This window comes from Paeniglutamicibacter psychrophenolicus (genome assembly GCF_017876575.1).
GTDB lineage: Bacteria > Actinomycetota > Actinomycetes > Actinomycetales > Micrococcaceae > Paeniglutamicibacter > Paeniglutamicibacter psychrophenolicus.
Window position 1 is genome coordinate 4,086,860 of the sequence record NZ_JAGIOE010000001.1, and the last position, 19,072, is coordinate 4,105,931.

A 19,072-nucleotide genomic window follows, 5' to 3' on the forward strand; every position below is an offset into this window, starting at 1 on the left:
CTTGCTTCGTTAGTGGTTGGTACCGCCACCGGGTGTGTTGCCCTCGGCGGCGTTGCGCAGTTCGTCCTTCAGGATCTCGAAGTGCCTGACCATGATCGATCCGGCGGCCAGGAACAGGCCTCCCATGAACAATGCCAGTTGGAGGCACAGGGTCAGCGAGCGGACAATCCCCGGGCCCGGCAACGTCGTGTCGTAGTACCAGCTGGCGATCGGGTCTCCCAACAAGACGTAGGCCACTCCCGCCAGGAGCATCACCAATCCCAGCCGGAACATCGTTTGGGAGCTCAGGAGCCTGGGCATGTGGTTCCCGCCTTTCCGGGGTCGGCAATGGCGCTGCCGCACGTGCCCGAATCCGCCGTCGGTGCCGGTACCCGGGGCGGGCAGTCAGTCATCGGAGGACCCGGACCGCGGGGCCCCGCCTCCACGCACCCCTGCCACGGCTTCCTCGGCGGAGCGCACCACGAAGGACCCTGCCATCAGGAACAGGCCGCCGAAGAACGTGCCTTGCTGAAGCAGCGAGAAAAGCCCTCCCAGCATCGTGATTCCGGCGTTGTAGAAGCTGAACCGGGTGATCGCCCAGCCCAGAAGCGGTGTCAGGACGACGTAGAAGATCACACCGATGATCCCCAGGAGCACTCCCATCCGGAACATCGTCTTCGAGCTCATGGCATGTGGCATGTTCAACTCCTTGATCGATGCGCCGGGGATTCCCCTGCCGCCGGATGGCCGGCAGGAAGGTGCGCCCCGCGCGCGGACGCCGGTTCCCCGAGCCTAACGGGGCCGCCCAGGAACTCAAGTGTTTGCATCAAACGTAATCAAACCGTATTTTATGTCCCCAACCCGATGGCCGGACCGAGCAGCGCGTAACCGACGAACCCGGCGATATCCAGCAAGGCGTGGGCGATCACCAGCGGCATGACCCTGCCCTTCTTCGAATACACCCAGCCAAAAATCACCCCCATGGCGACGTTGCCGATGAATGGCCCGATCCCCTGGTACAGGTGGTAGCTGCCGCGCAGCACGGCACTGGCGCAAATGATCTGCCACTTGCCCCAGCCCAGGCGCGCCAGGCGCTCAAAGAAGTACCCGACGACGATGACTTCCTCCAGGATGCCGTGGCGGATCGCGGAGAAGACCAGCACCGGAATCGTCCACCAGTAGTCGTCCAGCGCCGCCGGCACGATGATGGTGGTCAGCCCCAGGGCCCGGCCGGCCGCGTAGACGCCCAGGGTCCCGAGCCCCATGGCCAGAAACAATCCGGCTCCCCACCCCAGGTCACGAAACGGCCTGGCCAGGTCGAAGCCGAGCCGGACAAAGGGGTTGCCTCCGGGAATCCTCCAGAGCAGGTAGAAGACCAGCATCACCGGCGCCAGCGCAAAGAAGATGTCCAGCAACTGGTAGGTCAAGTCGAAGTACTGGCGCTGGTTCAGCGAGTTGTTCAACGAGGTCGTCTGCGAGCCCAGCGGCGCCCGCGTCATCTTGTCGATGAGGTTCACGATCGAGTAGATGCCAGATTGCCCCAAGGACAGCCCCAGGACGATCAGCAGCTCGATCTTCAGCCCGCGGCGGGTGCCCGGCTCGGGGCCGGTGCGCCCCAAGGCCTCGCTGGATGCGGTGTTCTCCGATGCTTTTGGGCTCATGCCTTCGATCCTACGTGCTGGGCCTGTGCACCCACATACCTGCTGACCTGCAAGGATGGAAGGATGAGTAGAGAAGCCCTGCCCCGTGAACTTCGGCTGGCCGACGCCCTTTTCCCGGGTCCGGATTGGAAGAAAGGGCATGTCGATGAGGGCGGGCAGTTCCACCTGGTGCTGGTGGCCCCCGGCGAGGCGGTGATGCGCATGAGCCGCACCCCCGGCGCAGCCCGGGACATGCAACGGTCCGTGGACCTCGTCGAGGCGCTCTCGGGCCGGTTCAGTTTCCTGCTGCCCACCGCATTGAGCGAGGTGTGGCACGGCGAGGGGTTCTCCGCCGTCATCCAGCGCTATGTCCCGGGCGCCGCGCATCCTCCGCACACCGGGGATCCGGCGGCGCTGCGCGCGGTGTTGGAGGAACTTGCCGCCGTGGACCCGCGGCCGATCGCGCACCTGCTGGCACCGCCATTTTCCTTCCGGGGACCTTGGACAGGGGCGAAGGCCGACGCGACACTGGCGGCACTGCCGGCGGATTTGGCGGGGGCCGCGGCCCTGGTGTTGGAGGCCATCAAGGCCTTTGCGTCGGCACCCGTCTCGCTGGTCCACGGCGATTTGGCGGGGCACAACATGCGCTGGAGCGGAGGCACGCTGCGCGGAATCATCGACTGGGACCTGGCCTCGGCCTGGGATCCGGCGCTGAACACCGCATACCTGTCCATGTGGCACGGCGCGGATGTCATCGATGCCATCGCCCCGAACCCGCAGGAGTCCTGGCGTGCCCGCATATGGCTGGGCGCCATGGCCCTGGAAAGCGTGTACGACGCGTCGCTGAATCCGGGTCGGGACTTGGCCCCGCTGGTGGAAAAGGTCGGGCCGCGGCTGCTGGCCGCCGCGGCCGCCGCCGGCTAGAGGACGCCGGCCCCCGGGTCGGCGACGATGACCGGGATGCCCGCCTCCACCAGTCCGCGCTTCTGCTCCTCGGTGATCCCGTCATCGGTGATCAGGGCGCTGAAGGTCGAGCGGGTCAGGGTGGCGAAGGCGCTGTGCCCGATCTTCGAGGAGTCGCAGACCAGGTAGCTGCGCCGTGCCCGGCGGATCATCAGGTCGTTGATGGAGGCCTCGAACTCGTCCGAGACCGTCGGACCGATGTGCGCTTCCAACCCGTTGATGCCCACGAAGGCCACGTCGAGGGTGACCTTCTCCAGGGTCTGCTCGGCAAAGGGGCCGACCAGCTCGTAGGACCTGGGGTTGAGCACTCCCCCGGTGACCATGACCTTCACGTGCGTGCGGACCGCCAGCATCGAGGCGATGTTCACGGCATTGGTCACCACGGTGAAGGTGGTGCGCCCGGAGTCGTCGACCAGGTCGCGGCGCATCCCCAGCTGCGTGGCGATGGCACTCGAGGTGGTGCCCCCGGACAGGCCCACCACCATGTCCCGGGTGACCAGGGAGGCGGCGAGCACCGCGATGGCGTGCTTCTGCACCGCGGCGTCTTCCTTTTGGTAGCGCACCGGCAGGTCGTAGGCCACGGTGTTGGACACCGCTCCCCCGTGGGTGCGCGAGAGCAGCGAGGAGGCAGCCAGCGAGTCAAGGTCCCGGCGTGCGGTGGCCGGGGAGACCTCGAGCCTGCGCACGATCTCCTCGACCTCGATCTTCCCGAACCGCGATAGCAGTTCGAGGATGGTGTTGAGGCGTTCTTCGCGTTTCACCCTTGCACCCCTCTGTCTTCATGTGGCTGGTTTGGGCCGGCTCCGGCCCCCTTGCGGCACCCGGGCCTTCGGTTGCCCGCGGCCCGGCTCCGCCGGGGCGGTGCAAGGCCATGTCGCCAACGAGTTGGCGGCCCGGGACGCGGGCACGGAAACCTACTTTACAGCTCCGGCGGACAGTCCGCCGATCAGCCGCTTCTCAATGAGCATGAACAGCACGATCACCGGGATGATGGCCACGATCGAGACGCCGAAGACGTACTGCCAGGCCGTGGAGTACTGGCCGACGAACTTGGTCAGCGCCACCGACAGCGGCTGGTTTTCCGCGGTGGAGAGGATCACCAGCGAGGCGGCGAATTCGTTCCAGCAGGAGACGAAGGTGAAGATCACCGCGGTGACGATGCCGGGCCAGACCAGCGGCAGGTTGATCTTGAACAGCACCCGCAGCTTTCCGGCCCCGTCGATCTGGGCCGCCTCGTCGACCTCCTTGGGCACCGAGGCGAAGAAGGAGTGCATGATCCACACCGCGAAGGCCAGGTTGAAGGCCGCATTGATCAGGATCATGGCCAGCCAGGTGTCGTACAGGTTCATCGCGAGCATCTGCTTGAACAGGCCCGCGGTCAGCACCGCCGGCTGCAGCATCTGGGTGACGATCACCAGGAACATGAAGACCATCTTGCCCGGGAACTTGAAGCGCGCGGTGTAGTAGGCCGCCGGGGTGGCCACCAGCAGCACCAGCAAGGTGGCGCAGAGCGAAATCACGATGGTGGAGATGAGGTTGTAGGCCACCGGTGTTTCGGGGGTGTCCCACATGGTCAGGTAGTTGGACCACTGGGCGCCCTCGCGGGGCATGTAGCTGGGCGGGATCGAAAGGATCTCGGAGCGGGTCTTGAGCGAGCCGATGAGCATGACCGCGTACGGGACCAGGAACAGGGCGGCGACGCCGAGTCCGGCGACCATGCGCCAGATGACGGTCTTTTGGGAGGCGCGGTCTTCGGTAACCAGGAACGACATTTTCCTAGACCTCCTTCATGGGCTTGACGGTCTTGACGTAGATCGCGACGATGACCAGCACGATCGCGAAGTTGACCACCGAGAGCGCGGAGGAGATGTCCAGCCGGCGGTCGAATTGCAGGACCTTGAAGATGTAGGTCATCAGCGTGTCGGCGCTGTAGCCGGGGATGGCCCCGGTGATGATCTTCAGGATCGGCAGGTTGTTGAAGACGTTGATGATGTTGATCAGCACCGCGACGGCCAGGGCCCCGCGCAGCTGCGGCAGGATCACGAAGAGGTAGGTTCCCCAGCGGTTGGCGCCGTCCATGCGGGCGGCTTCCAGGGTCTCGTTGGGGATGGCCTGCAGCCCGGCGAGGATCGTGTAGGTGGTGAACGGGATGGAGACGAAGATGGCCACCACGATGGCCACGGCCATGGCCGGGACCGCGTTCTTGGTGAAGCCGAAGCCCTCGTCCAGGATGCCGATGTCGGTGAGGAACTTGTTGAAGATCCCGTAGTTGGGGTCCGCCGCGTAGTAGAACACGGTGGTGGTCATGACGACCGAGGCGGCCCAGGGGACGATGACTGCCATGCGGATCAGGGTCCGGCCGGGGAAGGGCTTGTTCAGGAACTGGGCCAGGGCCAGGGAGATCAGCACCGTGAACGCCACCACGACCACGACCCAGACCACGGTGTTCAGCAGGATGCGCGGCAGCGCGGGGTCGGCAAAGACCTTGGCGAAGTTGTCCAGGCCCACGCCCTTGAGGTCGGTGCCGACCTGCGAGATCTTCCGGGTGGAGTTGTAGATCATGTACCCGGCCGGGAACACCACGATCGCCAGGATCAGCAAGAGAGCAGGGCCGATCCACGGCAACGCGGCAAGGAACGATCCCCCTTCCCGGGCGGATGCGCGCTTGGCGGTGCGCTTCGGTGCGGTGGCGACGCTCATGGGGGTTCTCCTGCGTAACGGGGGTGAAAATTCTGTTGCCCGGCCATGCGACGGGGCCCACCCGTTGGTTCAGGTGGGCCCCGTTGCGTGGTTGGGCGGCAAGGCCGGTGCGGCTACTTGGCCGCGTCGGCCTTGGCCTGGATTTCCTTCAGGACATCCGGGGCGGACTTGCCGGTGGCGATCTGGCCCATCAGCGACTTGAAGGCACCGTCGGTGGCGTTCCAGGCCGGGTTGGTGGTCGGGTAGAACACCGCGTTGGGCAGCATGTCCAGGAACGGCTTGAGGGTTTCGTCGCCGGCCATCTTTTCCGATCCCGACTTGGTGGTCGGCAGGAAGCCCTCGGTGGAGACCCATTCGGAGTAGACATCGGCGGAGAAGAAGTAGTCCATGAACTTCTTGACCGCGCCGGCCTTGGAACCATCGTTCTTGAAGGACATCAGGCGGTCTGCAACGCCCAGGGTTGCCGGCTCGCCGGACTTGGTGGCAACCGGTGCGATGCCATATTCAAGCTTCGGGTTCTCGGTCTTGATCTGTCCCACGGTCTGCGGCAGGCCGTAGGCGAAGCCGAGCTTGCCCTGGATGAAGGTGTTGAGCATCGGGGTGCGCTGGGTGGCGCCCGGATCCTTCTGGGTGACGCCGTCCTTGACCATCTTCTGCATGAACTCGGCGGCCTCGACGTTGGCCGGGGTGTCGACGGCGATGTTGGTGGCGTCGCCGAAGTTCCCGCCGTTGCCGGCGAACCAGATCAGCGATTCGCCCTGGGCCTCTTCGTTGCCCAGCGGCATGCCGTAGCCGTCAGACTTGGTCTTGTCGCTGATGGCCTTGGCCGCGTCGTGCAGCTCGTCCCAGGTCTTGGGGACCTCGGTGACACCCGCCTCTTCCATCAGGGTCTTGTTGTAGAACAGGGCGCGGGCCGAGGCGATCAGCGGCAGGCCGTACTGGGTGCCGTCGACCTTCTCGTTCTCCGCGAAGGACGGCTGGAAGTCGGCCACTGTTGCCTCGGAGGCAATGTCGGTGGCCGGTGCGAGCAGGCCCTCGGCGGCGAACTCGGCGAAGGCTCCGCCGTTGTAGATGTCCGGTGCCTTGTTGCCCTGGATCTTGGTCTTGAGCACGCCTTCGATGTTTTCCCACGACTGCATTTCAAGGTTGACCTTGACGTCCGTGTTGGCTGCCTCGAAGTCCTTGATGACCTTTTCCCAGAGGGCCTTGGTGCCGTCGGAGTAGCTCGGGACCATCATGTCCAGGGTGGTGACGGCGCCGGGTGAGCCGGCATCGTCGTTTCCGCCGGTGTTTCCCCCGCCAAAGCCGCAAGAGGTCAGCAGCAGTGCGGCGGCGGCAGCACCGGCAACGACCACTCCTCGGAGATTGCGCTTTTTCATTGATCCTCGTTCCATGTGGTCGTTGTGATCGTTTGACATTTCACAACGACAAGAATGATGTTATGTGCTTTATTTACGATCAGAACGATCAATAAAGTACATGCACTCTTGATTATGGTGTGACGACGGACACGGGTCAAGCCGATTGGGTCACAAAGCAGATACATTTCGCACGGATCATGGTTTTGCCCCGAACCGCCCTCGTTTTCGGGCTCGCCGGACTCCCCCGACGCCCGAAAGGGGGCCGGCAAGCGGGGTCGGACTAGTTCGATTCCCCGGCAAAGAGGCGCAGCAAGCGGGCGCTCTCCCCCGCCATGGCCTCGCGGCCACGGGACAGGTACTTGCGCGAATCCACGACGCTCGGGTTCTCCTCGAGGTATTCGCGGATGGCCCGTGTGAAGAAGCCGTTCAGGTGCGTGGAGACGTTGATCTTGGTCATGCCCGCCGCGATCGCGGCCACGATGTTCTCGTCGCTGACGCCCGAGGAGCCGTGAAGCACCAGCGGAACGCCCAGGGCAGCCCGGATGCGGGCGATCAGCTCGATGTCCAGGGCGGCTGAGCGGTCCAGCATGGCGTGGGAGGAACCCACGGCCACGGCCAGGGCGTCGACTCCGGTGGCCTGGACAAACGCGCGGGCCTCGTCGGGGTCGGTGCGCACCCCCGGTGCGTGGGCTCCGTCCTTGCCGCCGACCTTCCCCAGCTCGGCCTCGACGTAGACGCCTGCCGCGTGGGCATACTCGGCCACCCGCCGGGTGGCCGCGACGTTCTGCTCGTAGTCCAGGTGCGCGCCGTCGAACATGATCGATCCAAAGCCCAAATCGACCGCGGCCTTGGCCAGGTCCTCGGATTCGGCGTGGTCAAGGTGAACGGCGACCGGGACGCTCGCATGGCGGGCGGCGGCCAAGGATGCCAGGGCAACGGGCTCCAGGGAGCCGTGGTAGCCCACGCAGTTTTCGGAGATCTGCAGGATCACCGGGGTTTGGGCGAGCTCGGCGCCGCGGATGAGCGCCTCGGCGCTTTCCAGGTGGATGACGTTGAAGGCGCCCTGGCCGATGTTGGCGGCGCGCGCGGCGTTCATGATTTCAGCGGTGTTGACCAGGGGCACGTTGGGTGCGTCCTTTCAAGGAGGGTGGGTGCGCCCTAGGGCGCCATGGAGGAGGAAAGCACCAGGGTCGTGGCCAGTTCGGGGTGGGAAGCGTGCAGTTCCCCGGCCGTGGGCATGAGCACCGCGGAGGCCGACCAGGCCGCGGCCCGCGGCAGGATCGCCGTCGCGTGGTCCGCCCCCAGGTGCAGGCCCGCCGCGATGGCCGCGACCACCGCGTCCCCGGCCCCGGTGGGATTGCCCACCAGCGGTTCGCGCAGCCGGGCGCCGTTCCAGTGTGCCGGGGCGTCGGCCCCGAAGTGGAAGAGGCCCTCTTCCCCGGCGCTGGCATAGACGTGCTTGGCGCCGGCGGCCAACAGGGTCGCGGCACCGGCCTGGAGCGAATCGGTGCCGGTGATCTCGGCCAGCTCGTGGTGGTTGGGCTTGAGCACCGTGGCACCGGCGCGCGCGGCGGCCAGCAGCGCGGGGCCGGAGGTGTCGATGATGCTGGGGATTCCCCGGCGTGCGGCCTCGCGCACGCACCACGGATAGAAGTCCTCATCCGCGCCCTCGGGCAGCGAGCCGGAGGCGGCCAGCACGGTGGCGCCCTGGTCCAGCAGGGCAATGACCTGTGCGCGCAGGGAGTCCCATTCGTGCCCGTCCAGGGCGCCGCCGCGTTCGTTCAGGACCGTGGTGCGCCCGGTGCCGTGTTCGACCACGGCCATGCTGCGCCGGGTTTCGGGGGCGACGTGGACCAGCGAGTGGGCTACGCCGGCGGCCTCGAGCTCCTTGGCGAACACCCGCCCGTTGGCGCCACCCACCGGGGCCAGCGCGATGACGGGCAAGCCCTGGGAGTGCAGCACCCGGGCCACATTCAGGCCCTTGCCGCCGGCCCGGCGGTGCGGGGCATCGACGCGGTTGGAACCGCCGACATCCAGCGCCTGGAGGCCGTAGGTTTCATCCACGGCGGGGTTCGGGGTGAGGGTCAGGATCACGGGTGCACTTCCCTGGCTTCGGCTGCCTTCAGGTACGCGCCGCGCAGGCCTGCGTCCTGGCCCAGCCGGGCCGGGACGATCAGCGGTTCGCGGTGGTAGGAGAGCTTGTTGCGCAGCGAGCGGCGCAGCGGTTCCAGCAGGGCCTCGCCGGCCTGGGCCAGCCCGCCGCCGATGATCACTGCCTCGGGTGCGATCGAGGAGCACAGCTGGGCGATGGAGAAGGCGATGGCCTCCACGGCCTCGTTCCAAATCCGGGCCGCCACGGGGTCACCGGTCTCCATGGCCTCGAGCACCTCGCGGGCGCCGTCGACGCTCCGGCCGCTGGCCTGGGTGTAGCGCTTGGCGATGGCACCGGCCGAGCCGATGGTTTCGAGGCAACCGTGGGCGCCGCACGGGCAGTCGAACCCGACGGGAACCGCGGCGTGGCCCAGTTCCCCGGCGTAGCCGCCGGCCGAGACCGCGTGTCCGTCAACGAAGAGGGCAGCGGCGATCCCGGTGCCGATCACCAGCACCACCGCGTTGCGCACCTTGGTGCCCAGGGCGGCGCCGGCACCGAAGCGCAGCTCTGCCGCCCCGGCCGTTGACACGTCATGGCCGAAGCCCACCGGCAGGGCGAAGGCCTTGGAGGCCATCTCCCGCAACGGCGCATCGCGCCAGCCGAGGTTTGCGGAGAAGACCCCGAGCCCCGCGTCCTCGTCGACGATTCCACAGACCAGCAGGCCCACGGCCTGCGGAACGAGAAGGGGCGATTGGGCCATCAGGTCGCTTCCCAGGCCGTGGAGCTGGTCGATCAGCGAGGCCGCCGGATCGGGAGTGCCGCGCCGGGTGGGGACCCGGCGGATGCCCAACAGGTTTCCCGCTTCGTCGGACAGCGCCGATTTGATGTCGGTGCCTCCCACGTCAAAGAGCAGGTATGGAGGATTCATGGTGTGCGGCACTCCCGATCGGATCCCTAGGCGTCTTCGGACAGGATGACCGAGCGCGAGAGGTTGCGCGGGGTATCCGGGTTCATGCCGCGGGCGCGGGCACGGTCCAGGGTGACGCGGTGGATGCGCGCCAGCTCGGCCAGGGGATGCACGTCGTTGTTGATGTACAGGGCGCCGGTGCGCACCATGTCCCCGGCCAGTCCCTCGGGTTCTTCGCCCAGCATCCAGGTCACGCGGTTCGGTGCGGCGATGGAGATCGGGCCGTGGCGGTAGTCCATGGCCGGGTAGGACTCGGTCCAGCCCTGCACGGCCTCGCGCATCTTCAGCGCCGCCTCGTGGGCCAGGCCGATGGTCCAGCCGCGGCCCAGGAAGGTGAACTGCTCGGCATCGATCAGTTCCTTCGGGGTTTCGGCGGTGACTGCGGTGCGGGCATCGGCCACGGCCGCGGTCAAGTCGAACCCGACGCTGGTCAGCAGGTAGGCCAGAGCGGTGGTGGCAAAGCGGGTCTGCACGACCGACTCCTCGTCGGCGTAGGGCAGCTCGACCACGGCATCGACCTTGGAGACGATCGGGGAGGTGGTGTCTCCGATGACCGCGACGGTCCGGATCGAACCGTCAAGTTGGCCCAGCAGTTCCAGGACCTCGGAGGTGGTGCCCGAGCGGGTGATGGCCACCAGCACGTCGTAGCCGCGCGTGGCGATGAAGGCCTCGGAGGCGGCGAATGCGTCGGTGACGCCCTTGCCTGCGGATTCGCGGGCGGCGGCGTAGGCCTGGGCCATGAACCAGGAGGTTCCGCAACCGACAACCGCTACGCGCAGGCCGTCCGCGGGAAGCAGGGACTCGGTCTTGGACTGGGCGATGGCGCGTTCCCACATCTGGGGCTGCGAGGTGAGTTCGATGTCCATGTGGTGGCCAAGCTGGCTGATGTCGCTCAAGGCTGTCTCCTTCTGTGACCCGGGGCCCACGAATGTGCCCGGGAATGGCAAGTTCTTCCCTACTATGATTGCTTATGATCGTTTGACTTGTCTACCGATCACAAAAAATCTTCAATGGTGCATCTTAATTTGGGCCATGCAGCGGCTTTACCCGAGCCAGCGGCCCATGGATCTTGCACATCCCAGAGGGCCCCTGCTTCCCCTGGTCCCGGACCCGATCGAGGGCCCGACTGGTTATCCGCAAAATGCCCGACCGCCTTAAACAGTGAAGCCCCGGCACCAAGAATCTGAAGAGATTCCGGGTGCCGGGGCCCACCCCCAGGCTGCGGCCCGGCTGCGAGGCAGCCAAGCCGAAGTAAGGATGCTTAGGACAGCGCGGCGATTGCTGCGTCGTAGTTCGGCTCGGTGGTGATTTCCGGAACCACCTCGTGGTGCAGGACCACGCCGTTCTCGTCGAGGACCACAACGGCGCGGGCCAGCAGGCCGCGCAGCGGTCCGTCGGCCTGGGTCAGGCCGAATTCTGCACCGAAGTCGGAGCGGAAGCTCGACGCCGGAACAACGTTTTCGATGCCTTCGGCACCGCAGAAGCGGCCCAGGGCGAACGGCAGGTCGGCCGAAGCACACACCACGGCGGTGTTCTCCAGGCCGGCGGCCAGTTCGTTGAACTTGCGGACCGAGGAGGCGCAGACGCCGGTGTCGATCGACGGGAAGACGTTGAGCACGACGCGTTTGCCGCGAAGCTCGCCGCTGTTTACCTCGCCGAGGTCGGCGCCGGTGAAAGCGAAGTCGGGAGCGGTTGCGCCTACGGCGGGCAGTTCGCCAACGGTTTGGACAGGGGTACCTTTGAGTGCAGTAATAGCCATGCTCCTTGTTTATCACGAGCGCGACCGGCATCACTAAAAAATTCGCTGGCGGCGTCCGACATCACGTCAGGAGCGTAATATCCGCTTCGGCGGGGAAGCTCCAGTCGCAGGTTGCAGAACGGCGATCAGGCGTTCAAGGATGATTCCCGCTTCCCGGCGCACCCAATCTCTGGCCGATTCGGCCCATGTCCCCACGGGATGATCTTCACACCCCAAGAACGATCCCTCGAGACCTTCATTCGCGAGTCATGCACAACTCATGCGTTTCCGGCAGGCCTGCTTCCCGAACTGCCGACCCCGAGTCCTTGCCCACCGCCAAGGCATCGGCTCGGAACACCGCCAACATACTCCGGCCGCCGGGCGAGCTTGCACGTCACTGATCCCGGGCGGTTTCGGGACTATCGAAGGCCCGCCCCAGCCAGGTAGTCAACGATGATGCCAGCGAACATGTCATCCGGCGCCTCGGGTTCGTGCCCTCCAGCGAGCGCGCCGGCGAGCCTCGGGTAATTGCCTGACCGAACCGCCTCTGAGAGATACTCCAGTCGATCGTTCGCTGCACCGTTGTCCGACCCGGAAGTTCCGGGCTGGGACAGCTCATTTTGCACGAAAGCGGAGGTTAGCGCCGTCAACATGGCCACGGTCTGAAGTTTGGAGGTGCCTGGCATGTCAGTCGACTCCATGGCGGACAGGGCGCGTTCCAGGTAGCGGAGGGCACCGGGTCCCATTGACGGCCTGGTCGGCAGCAGCGCGGCCAGCCACGGGTGCCGGTGCATGATGCTCCGGCCTTGCCGGGCCAGGGCAAGCAGTTGGTCCCTCGGTGTTTCGCCGGAAGGACCAAGGTCGTATTCACCGCTCACGGTGTCGACCATGAGTTCGATGAGCTCGTCGTGGGATCGCAGGTACCTGTAGAGGGACGCAGGGCCGGTCCCCATGTCCCGGGCCACTCGCCGTATAGACACCGCCGCCAATCCGTCCCGGTCGGCGATGTCGATCGCCGCGGCGGCAATCTGCCCACGGGAGTGTTGCGGTTTCGGCCCGACGCCGGAACGCTCCGGCCTTCGCCAAATATCAATGGGGTCGCGAGCAGTCATTCTTGGTCCGCCTTTCCTTCGGTCACCGGCGTTGGGTCCTGCAACCATTTCACTATATCCTTGATTGCGAACACCGTTCGCAATCAATAGGAATGAGGATCCCCCATGCGCGTACTCATGGTTACCCCCGGCACCCGGGGCGATGTCGCCCCGATGGCAGGACTAGGCAGCAGGCTCCAGTCCGCCGGGTTCGACGTCGCAATCGCGGCCAACGCCGCCCATGCCCCGTTGATCACCGCGGTCGGGTGCGAGCATCGCGAACTGCCCGGAGACATGGGCAGCCTGGTCAATCCTGCGGCCCCCGGAAAAAGGGCGTCGGCAACGGACCTGTTCCGGTACATGCGCGAACTCGGTGAATACATGGAGCTGGCCGCGACAGGTACGGCGGCCGCGGCAGAGCGCGGTGCCGACGTGATACTGGCCAATTCGGTCGCGCCCTATGCCTACGACGTAGCCGAGGCCCTGGGCATCCCCGCCATTGGCGCACACCTGCAGCCGATCGAACCCAGCTCCGCCTACCCGCCCGTGGCACTGGGGACCGCCCGCAGCCTGGGCCCGGTCGGAAACAAGCTGCTTGGCTCCCTGGTGTCCGCCGGCAGGGCGCCCTACGACCTCCCGAGCGCACGCATCCGCCAGGCCCTCGGGCTGGCGAAAAAATCACGGGCCGGCAGCGAACGGCTCCGCCGAAAAACCAACCGTCCCGTACTCCACGGATTCAGTCCCACCGTGTTTCCAGCACCGTTGGACTGGCGATCAGGACTAGTGGTGACCGGCTACTGGTGGCCGGAAACCGATCCGGCTTGGCGCCCGTCCACCGAGCTGCTCGAATTCCTCGCCGACGGACCGCCCCCGGTCTTCATCGGTTTTGGCAGCAGCGAGGCCATGGACGCCGAATTCATGCTCGACACGATTCGCCGCGCCGGCGTCCGAGCGGTGTTGCAGGGTGCGGAAGGCATCACCGGTCCCGATGTTCTTGGCATTGGAGCCGTTCCCCACGAATGGCTGTTCCCGCAGATGGCGGCGGTGGTCCACCACGCCGGAGCGGGGACCACTGCGGCCGGGTTGCGCGCCGGGGTCCCAACCGTCAGCGTCCCGATCTACACCGACCAGCCATTCTGGGCCGCCCGGATCACGTCCCTCGGTGCGGGCCCCCAACCGGTCCCCTACAAACACCTCACCACCGAACGGCTGGCCACCGCCATCAAGCAGGCCACCACAACGCCGGCCTATGCCGCCAAGGCACGCCAAGTCGCCGCGGCGCTCGCCACGGAAGACGGAACTGCTCCGGTGGTTTCCGCGCTTCACGATGCCGCTCGGCGGATGTAGTCCATGCGGAAAGCGACCGCGCCGCTGGATTCCGTCGGCACCTGTTCCAACCACGACCAAGGATACTGTTGGTGATCCTCCGCCCTGTCGGCGACCAAATACGGGGGTTCCCCCGACAATGCGCACCTATCCCGGGAGTTTGCCCGCGACCAGCTTCCCTGCCCGGAACACCGGGCCCGAAAGGTTCATCCCCGGCCGGTAGGCCAGGTGCGCCACCGAGGGTGCGTTGAGCAACTGGATGTCCGCGCGCTTGCCCACTACCAGGGTGCCGATCTTATCCTGCACGCCCAGGGCGAGCGCCCCGCCGTAGGTCGCGGCGATGACCGCTTCCTCGATGCTTAGCTTCATCTGCAGCACGGCCGTGGCCACGCAGAAAGACATAGAGGAGGTGTAGGAGGTGCCCGGGTTGCAGTTCGAGGCCAGCGCGATCTGCACGCCCGCATCGATCAGTTCCCGCCCCGGGGCCAACGGCTGCCGGGTGGAAAGGTCACAGGCCGGCAGGCAGGTCGCCACCGTCCCGGCGACACCGCTGCGGGTGGCCGGATCCCAGCCCTGCCAGGAGCCGGCCAGCGCCGCCACGTCCTGCTCGTCCAGATAATTCACGTGGTCCACGCTGGAAGCGCCAAACTCCACGGCCAGCCGGGTTCCGGGACCGGGGCCCAGCTGGTTCCCGTGCACGCGCAGACCCAGCCCGGCGTCCCGCGCCGCGGTGAGCACCTGGCGGGACTGGGCCTCGTTGAAGGCCCCGCGTTCGCAGAAGACGTCGGCAAACTGGACGTAGGGGCGGACCCGCTCGAGCATTTCGCCGCAGACCAGGTCCGTGTATTCCTGCGCGTCCATCCCCGCGGGCACCAGGTGGGCGCCCAGGAACGTTACCTGGTCCACCACGGTGGAGGCGATGCGGGCGTGCCGCGTTTCCTCCTCCACGGACAGCCCGTAGCCGGTCTTGGTCTCGAGGTAGGTGGTTCCCCCGGCCAGGGCCTCGGCGGCCCGGCCCATGACCAGCCGGGTGAGGTCGTAGTCGCTGGCCGCCCGCGTGGCCGCGGTGGTCACGGCGATGCCGCCGGCGGCGTAGTCCTGCCCGGCCATGCGGGCGACGAATTCGCGGCTGCGGTCCCCGGCGAAGACCAGGTGGCTGTGCGAGTCGACCCAGCCCGGCAGCGCCGCCCGGTATCCGGCGTCGATGACGGTGTCGGCCTCCGGGGCGTCGACTGCCTTCCCGATCCAGGCGATCTTCTCCCCGTCGATGAGGATCGCCGCGTCGGTGACAAGCGTGGCGGCGGCATCGGAGGTGAAGGCCTCGGACAGGTTGGTGATCAAGGTGGTGGTCATGAAAACTCCGGGTATCTCTCGAAGAAGGCTTGATAGAGGTCGGCCGGGTCGCCCAGCCTGGTGTGGATGCCGTTGCGGGCCACCAGTTGGCCGTTGATGTGGACCTCGACCACATCCGCGGCGGTGGCGGTGAGCGGGAGTTGGACGGCGCGCGATCCGGAGGTCCGCAGGCTGTCGGTGCGCACTTCCAGGTGGTCGTCGTTCTCCGCCAGGCCCAGCGAGCGCAGGCCCCCGGCCCGGGCCGCTGCGGAGATCTCCGCCGGCGAGAAGCGCCCGCGCTGACCGCTGCGCAGCCGCTCGCCGTGTTCCAGGGCGCGCTGCTCCAGGTAGGGGTCCAGCACCGCGTGCTGGTCGCTGCCCAGGGCGATGACCGCCCCGGCGTCGGCCAGTTCACGGGCCGGGCCGATGCCGTCGCCCAAATCCGCCTCGGTGCTCGGGCACATCACGATGCCCGCGCGCGCCGCACCGAGCGCGGCGATGTCCGCCTCGGACAGGTGCGTGGCATGCACCGCGGAAAGCCGTTGCGCCAGCAGGCCGGAGCGTTCCAGCAGCCCGGTGGGGCTCAGCCCATAGGCCGCCTGGCAGGATTCGTTCTCCGCCGGCTGCTCGCTCAGGTGCACATGCAGCGGCAGTGCCGGATCCAGTCCGGCGGCGATCTGTTCCAGGGCCGTGGGCGGGACGGCACGCACCGAGTGGATGGCCGCACCCAGGGACACCAGCCCCTCCCCCGCGTCGACGTCGGCCAGCGCCGCGGCCAGCGATCCGTGGCGTTCCAGCCAGCCGGCGACATCGCCGTCGGAGAAACGCCGTTGGGTTTCGTTGAGTTCCAGCACGGTGCCTGAGGCATCCAACCCGCCCTGCAGGTAGCAGGTGTCCAGCAGCACCAGGCGGATCCCCGCGGCCTTCGCCGCACGGGCCAGCGCAAGCTCCATCCCGTGCTCATGTTCCCCCGCATAGCGGGCGCCGTCCACGTCGTGGTGCAGGTAATGGAATTCGCCCACGGCGCTCCACCCGGAAACCACCATCTCGGCGAACACGGCGGTGGCCAGCTGCTGGTATCCGGCAGGGTCCAGTCCGGCCGCGGCCTCGTACATCTGCTCGCGCCAGGTCCAGAAGTTCCCGGCCCCGCCGTCCGCTCCCTGGTGGGTGCGCCCGCGCAGGATCCGGTGGAAGGCGTGCGAGTGAGCGTTGACCGGGGCCGGAACCCGGGTGGTGGACCGGCTCACAGCAGGTCCTCCAAGGCGTCGGCCAGCGCCAGCACGCCGGCGGCGGCGTCGTCGTCCTCGACGTATTCCTCCGGCGAGTGGCTGATGCCGGAGGGGTTGCGCACATAGAGCATGCCCGAGGGCACCAAAGCGGCGAGCACCCCGGCGTCGTGGCCGGCGCCGGTGGGCAGCAGCGGGGCGTCGGGCACCAGGCGGCGCACCGAGTTGGACAGCGAGCGGGTCAGCCCGGCGTCGAAGTGCACGGTGTTGGAGAAGGATTCCTCGGTCAGCAGCACGCTGCAGCCCTCGAAGGCGGCGAGCTTCTGCGCCTGCCCGTGGATCTTTTCCACCAGCATCGCGGTGATCGCATCGTCCGGGTGGCGCACATCCAGCCACACGTCCACGCGGGAGGCGATGACGTTGGTGCCCCCGGGCACCGGCTCGAGCCGGCCCACGGTGGCCCGGGCGTTGTCCTGCGCGGCGGCGATCTGGCGCACCGCCACGATGGTCTGCGCCGCGGCGATCATCGGGTCGGAGCGGTCGGCCATGAGCGTGGTGCCGGCGTGGTTGCCCTGGCCGGAGAAGGACAGGCGCCAACGGCCGTGGCCCAGGATGGAGTCGCCCACCGCGATGGCCGGGCCGCGCCCGGCGGCATCGGTGTGCTCCTCGGAGTTCAGGCCCTTGCCCTGCTCCACGTGCAGTTCGATGAAGTCCCCGATCCGGGCCAATGCCGCGTCGTCGCGGCCCATGCGCGCCGGGTCCAGTCCGTGGGCGGCCGCGACGTCGGCGAAGGTGTTGCCGGCTTCATCGCGCAGGTTCAGCGCGCGCACCGGGTCGATGGCGCCGGTGAGCAGGCGCGAGCCCAGGCAGGCCACGCCGAAGCGCGAGCCCTCCTCCTCGGGGAACACCGTCAGGGCCAGGGCGCGGTTGCGCACCAGCGAGCCGGCGGTCTCCCGTGCGGCCAGCTCGTCGTAGGCGGCCAGCGCACTGGCCACGCCCAGCGGGCCGTCGAACGCGCCGCCGCCGGGCACCGAGTCCAGGTGGGACCCGGTGACCAGGGCGCCGCGGCGCGAGGCCTCGTCCCTGGCCGACCCGGGCATATCCCACCAGGCCCAGATGATGCCGTTGGCATCGGTGGAGACCTCCAGGGACCGGGCTGTGGCCTCGGCGATGAACCATTCGCGCAGCGTGTTTTCGGCGGCCGAATACACGGGACGCGAATAGCCGCCGCGCTTGGCGTCGCGGCCGATGTCTTCGATGGCCCCCAGCAGGGAGTTGACGGTTTGGGTGTGCACGTTCGTATTTCCTATCTGCCGACCATCAGGAAGGCAATCGGGCTGGCGAGGAGGATGGTCAGGGCCACGCGTTGGGCCCAGATGACGACCAGGTGCCAGACCTTCAACGGTATCCGGGTCGCCAGGATGCAGGGCACCACGGCGGAGAAGAAGATGATGGCCGAGACGCAGACCACGCCGATGACCAGGCGCAGGTACTCGGATTCGTGCCCGGCGACCACGGTGGCCGGCAGGAACATCTCGGCGATGCCCACTGCGGAGGCCTTGGCGGCCAGCAGCGGATCGGGCAGGCCCACGACCCAGGTGAACGGGAGGAAGATGTAGCCGAGCCAGTCGAAGATCGGGGTGAAGCGGGCCAGCAGCAGCCCGATCAGCCCCACCGAGAGGATCGAGGGCAGGATGGCCATGGCCATCAGCAGCCCGTCGCGGAAGTTGACCCAGATATTGCGTCCCAGGGAGGGTGCGGAATCGAGCATTTCCATGGCCTCGTTCCACGCGGTGGCCAGGCGGCGGGTGGTGACCGTCTCCTCCGGGGAGGCGACGGCTTCCGGGTAGTACTCGTCCTTGATGCGGCTGAGCGGGGGGATCCGCACGCAAATGGCCGTGACCAGGAAGGTGACGCCGAAGGAGAGGAAGAAGTACGGCAGCCACAGGTGCATGATGTCCAGCGTCTTGGCCACGATCACCATGAACGTGACCGAGACGGTGGAGAAGCCCGTGGCGATGATCGCCGACTCCCGGGCGGTGTAGCGCCCGGACTGGTACATCCGGTCGGTGATCAGCAGGCCCAGCGAGTAGCTGCCCACGAAGGAGGCGACGGCGTCGACGGCCGATCGTCCCGGGGTGCGCCAGATCGGCCGCATGACCCGCTGGACCAGCACGCCGACGAACTCCATCAACCCGTATCCCACCAGCAGGGCCAGGAAGATGGCCCCGACCGGAACGATCATGCCCACGGGAACCACGAGCTTGTTGAAGAGGAAGGGCCCCAGGTCCGGTTCGAACAACAGTGCCGGGCCCGCCTTGAACACCAGCATGGTGCCGACCACCAGGCCGATGATGTTCAAGAATGCGAACACCTTCTTGACACCCGACTCGCGCCAGCGTCCGGAGGCGAAGGGGTAGATGGTGCCGGCGATGATCAGCCCCAGCGCCACAAAGCGCACGGACTCCCCGAGCCCGGCGATGATCCAGCCGACCAGGTGGTCAAGCGGGATCGTCTCCTTGCCGCCAATGTTGATCGGTATGAAAAACATGAAGACGCCGATGAGGCTGTAGACGAAGAATCGCCATTTGCCTCGCGGCTGCGCGGAGGTGCGTTGGACATCGAGCTCGGTGTTGTTCGTTCCAGACATGGGAGTT

The 19,072-nt window shown here is 67.2% G+C and carries 19 protein-coding genes; 2 read left to right on the forward strand and 17 right to left on the reverse strand.

What is annotated here, in order from left to right; all coding sequences use genetic code 11:
- Window positions 1-9: 9 nt before the first annotated feature.
- From JOF46_RS18500 to JOF46_RS18510, 3 genes are all read right to left on the reverse strand, one after another.
- Window positions 10-300 carry a hypothetical protein gene (locus tag JOF46_RS18500; RefSeq protein ID WP_209909908.1) on the reverse strand — a complete coding sequence of 97 codons (291 nt, stop codon included), beginning with the start codon at window positions 298-300 and terminating at the stop codon, window positions 10-12.
- A gap of 84 nt (window positions 301-384) precedes the next feature.
- On the reverse strand, window positions 385-678 hold the full coding sequence (locus JOF46_RS18505) for a hypothetical protein (protein WP_209909911.1): 294 nt from the start codon (window positions 676-678) through the stop codon (window positions 385-387).
- A gap of 149 nt (window positions 679-827) precedes the next feature.
- Complete coding sequence (locus JOF46_RS18510; RefSeq protein WP_245348189.1) at window positions 828-1,640, reverse strand: CPBP family intramembrane glutamic endopeptidase; 813 nt, start codon at window positions 1,638-1,640, stop codon at window positions 828-830.
- Between the two features lie 63 nt (window positions 1,641-1,703).
- Between JOF46_RS18510 and JOF46_RS18515 the strand changes: the two genes are divergently transcribed.
- Window positions 1,704-2,543, forward strand: coding sequence for a phosphotransferase family protein (locus JOF46_RS18515; protein ID WP_209909914.1), 840 nt, complete (start codon window positions 1,704-1,706; stop codon window positions 2,541-2,543).
- Here the strand turns inward: JOF46_RS18515 and JOF46_RS18520 are convergent.
- The 10 genes from JOF46_RS18520 to JOF46_RS18565 all read right to left on the reverse strand — a co-directional run bounded on the left by JOF46_RS18520 (window position 2,540) and on the right by JOF46_RS18565 (window position 12,552).
- The gene (locus tag JOF46_RS18520; RefSeq protein WP_209909917.1) at window positions 2,540-3,343 is read right to left on the reverse strand and encodes a DeoR/GlpR family DNA-binding transcription regulator; all 804 of its coding nucleotides are present in this window, start codon (window positions 3,341-3,343) and stop codon (window positions 2,540-2,542) included. The two genes, JOF46_RS18515 and JOF46_RS18520, sit on opposite strands and share 4 nt — an antisense overlap.
- Before the next feature lie 153 nt (window positions 3,344-3,496).
- Entirely contained in the window at window positions 3,497-4,354 is an 858-nt protein-coding gene (locus tag JOF46_RS18525) for a carbohydrate ABC transporter permease (protein ID WP_209909919.1), read from the reverse strand.
- Window positions 4,355-4,358: 4 nt separating this feature from the next.
- Complete coding sequence (locus JOF46_RS18530; RefSeq protein ID WP_209909922.1) at window positions 4,359-5,282, reverse strand: carbohydrate ABC transporter permease; 924 nt, start codon at window positions 5,280-5,282, stop codon at window positions 4,359-4,361.
- 113 nt (window positions 5,283-5,395) lie between these two features.
- Entirely contained in the window at window positions 5,396-6,661 is a 1,266-nt protein-coding gene (locus JOF46_RS18535) for an extracellular solute-binding protein (RefSeq protein WP_209909925.1), read from the reverse strand.
- Window positions 6,662-6,923: 262 nt separating this feature from the next.
- On the reverse strand, window positions 6,924-7,766 hold the full coding sequence (locus JOF46_RS18540; protein ID WP_209909927.1) for a class II fructose-bisphosphate aldolase: 843 nt from the start codon (window positions 7,764-7,766) through the stop codon (window positions 6,924-6,926).
- 35 nt (window positions 7,767-7,801) lie between these two features.
- The gene (locus JOF46_RS18545; protein WP_209909931.1) at window positions 7,802-8,737 is read right to left on the reverse strand and encodes a 1-phosphofructokinase family hexose kinase; all 936 of its coding nucleotides are present in this window, start codon (window positions 8,735-8,737) and stop codon (window positions 7,802-7,804) included.
- Window positions 8,734-9,663, reverse strand: a complete 930-nt coding sequence (locus JOF46_RS18550; RefSeq protein WP_209909934.1) for an ROK family protein — start codon at window positions 9,661-9,663, stop codon at window positions 8,734-8,736. The genes JOF46_RS18545 and JOF46_RS18550 overlap by 4 nt, the downstream gene beginning before the upstream one ends.
- Window positions 9,664-9,689: 26 nt before the next feature.
- Window positions 9,690-10,568: an SIS domain-containing protein gene (locus JOF46_RS18555; protein ID WP_425355086.1), complete on the reverse strand. Its 879-nt coding sequence runs from the start codon at window positions 10,566-10,568 to the stop codon at window positions 9,690-9,692.
- A gap of 395 nt (window positions 10,569-10,963) precedes the next feature.
- Entirely contained in the window at window positions 10,964-11,461 is a 498-nt protein-coding gene (gene tpx / locus JOF46_RS18560) for a thiol peroxidase (protein WP_209909940.1), read from the reverse strand.
- Between the two features lie 398 nt (window positions 11,462-11,859).
- Window positions 11,860-12,552, reverse strand: coding sequence for a TetR/AcrR family transcriptional regulator (locus JOF46_RS18565; RefSeq protein WP_209909943.1), 693 nt, complete (start codon window positions 12,550-12,552; stop codon window positions 11,860-11,862).
- A 105-nt stretch (window positions 12,553-12,657) separates the two neighbouring features.
- Here JOF46_RS18565 and JOF46_RS18570 point away from each other — a divergent pair, with 105 nt between their 5' ends.
- Window positions 12,658-13,878 carry a glycosyltransferase gene (locus JOF46_RS18570; RefSeq protein WP_209909946.1) on the forward strand — a complete coding sequence of 407 codons (1,221 nt, stop codon included), beginning with the start codon at window positions 12,658-12,660 and terminating at the stop codon, window positions 13,876-13,878.
- Between the two features lie 126 nt (window positions 13,879-14,004).
- On the opposite strand, the gene hutI is transcribed toward JOF46_RS18570, so the two are convergent.
- The 4 genes from hutI to JOF46_RS18590 are packed head-to-tail and all read right to left on the reverse strand — an operon-like array spanning window position 14,005 to window position 19,065.
- Window positions 14,005-15,210, reverse strand: coding sequence for an imidazolonepropionase (gene hutI / locus JOF46_RS18575; protein WP_209909949.1), 1,206 nt, complete (start codon window positions 15,208-15,210; stop codon window positions 14,005-14,007).
- Window positions 15,207-16,436 carry a formimidoylglutamate deiminase gene (locus JOF46_RS18580; RefSeq protein WP_209909952.1) on the reverse strand — a complete coding sequence of 410 codons (1,230 nt, stop codon included), beginning with the start codon at window positions 16,434-16,436 and terminating at the stop codon, window positions 15,207-15,209. Before JOF46_RS18580 ends, hutI begins: the two co-directional genes overlap by 4 nt.
- Window positions 16,433-17,710 (reverse strand): allantoate amidohydrolase, encoded by a 1,278-nt coding sequence (locus JOF46_RS18585; protein WP_342592502.1) that lies wholly within the window; start codon window positions 17,708-17,710, stop codon window positions 16,433-16,435. Before JOF46_RS18585 ends, JOF46_RS18580 begins: the two co-directional genes overlap by 4 nt.
- 11 nt (window positions 17,711-17,721) lie before the next feature.
- Entirely contained in the window at window positions 17,722-19,065 is a 1,344-nt protein-coding gene (locus tag JOF46_RS18590) for a YjiH family protein (RefSeq protein WP_209909955.1), read from the reverse strand.
- Window positions 19,066-19,072: the final 7 nt, after the last annotated feature.

Coding starts and splice junctions, on each gene's coding strand:
- JOF46_RS18500 (WP_209909908.1), bottom strand. CDS start 300: ATGCCCAGGCTCCTGAGCTCCCAAACGATGTTCCGGCTGGGATTGGTG.
- JOF46_RS18505 (WP_209909911.1), bottom strand. CDS start 678: ATGCCACATGCCATGAGCTCGAAGACGATGTTCCGGATGGGAGTGCTC.
- JOF46_RS18510 (WP_245348189.1), bottom strand. CDS start 1,640: ATGAGCCCAAAAGCATCGGAGAACACCGCATCCAGCGAGGCCTTGGGG.
- JOF46_RS18515 (WP_209909914.1), top strand. CDS start 1,704: ATGAGTAGAGAAGCCCTGCCCCGTGAACTTCGGCTGGCCGACGCCCTT.
- JOF46_RS18525 (WP_209909919.1), bottom strand. CDS start 4,354: ATGTCGTTCCTGGTTACCGAAGACCGCGCCTCCCAAAAGACCGTCATC.
- JOF46_RS18530 (WP_209909922.1), bottom strand. CDS start 5,282: ATGAGCGTCGCCACCGCACCGAAGCGCACCGCCAAGCGCGCATCCGCC.
- JOF46_RS18535 (WP_209909925.1), bottom strand. CDS start 6,661: ATGAAAAAGCGCAATCTCCGAGGAGTGGTCGTTGCCGGTGCTGCCGCC.
- JOF46_RS18550 (WP_209909934.1), bottom strand. CDS start 9,663: ATGAATCCTCCATACCTGCTCTTTGACGTGGGAGGCACCGACATCAAA.
- JOF46_RS18555 (WP_425355086.1), bottom strand. CDS start 10,568: ATGGACATCGAACTCACCTCGCAGCCCCAGATGTGGGAACGCGCCATC.
- tpx (WP_209909940.1), bottom strand. CDS start 11,461: ATGGCTATTACTGCACTCAAAGGTACCCCTGTCCAAACCGTTGGCGAA.
- JOF46_RS18565 (WP_209909943.1), bottom strand. CDS start 12,552: ATGACTGCTCGCGACCCCATTGATATTTGGCGAAGGCCGGAGCGTTCC.
- JOF46_RS18570 (WP_209909946.1), top strand. CDS start 12,658: ATGCGCGTACTCATGGTTACCCCCGGCACCCGGGGCGATGTCGCCCCG.
- hutI (WP_209909949.1), bottom strand. CDS start 15,210: ATGACCACCACCTTGATCACCAACCTGTCCGAGGCCTTCACCTCCGAT.
- JOF46_RS18590 (WP_209909955.1), bottom strand. CDS start 19,065: ATGTCTGGAACGAACAACACCGAGCTCGATGTCCAACGCACCTCCGCG.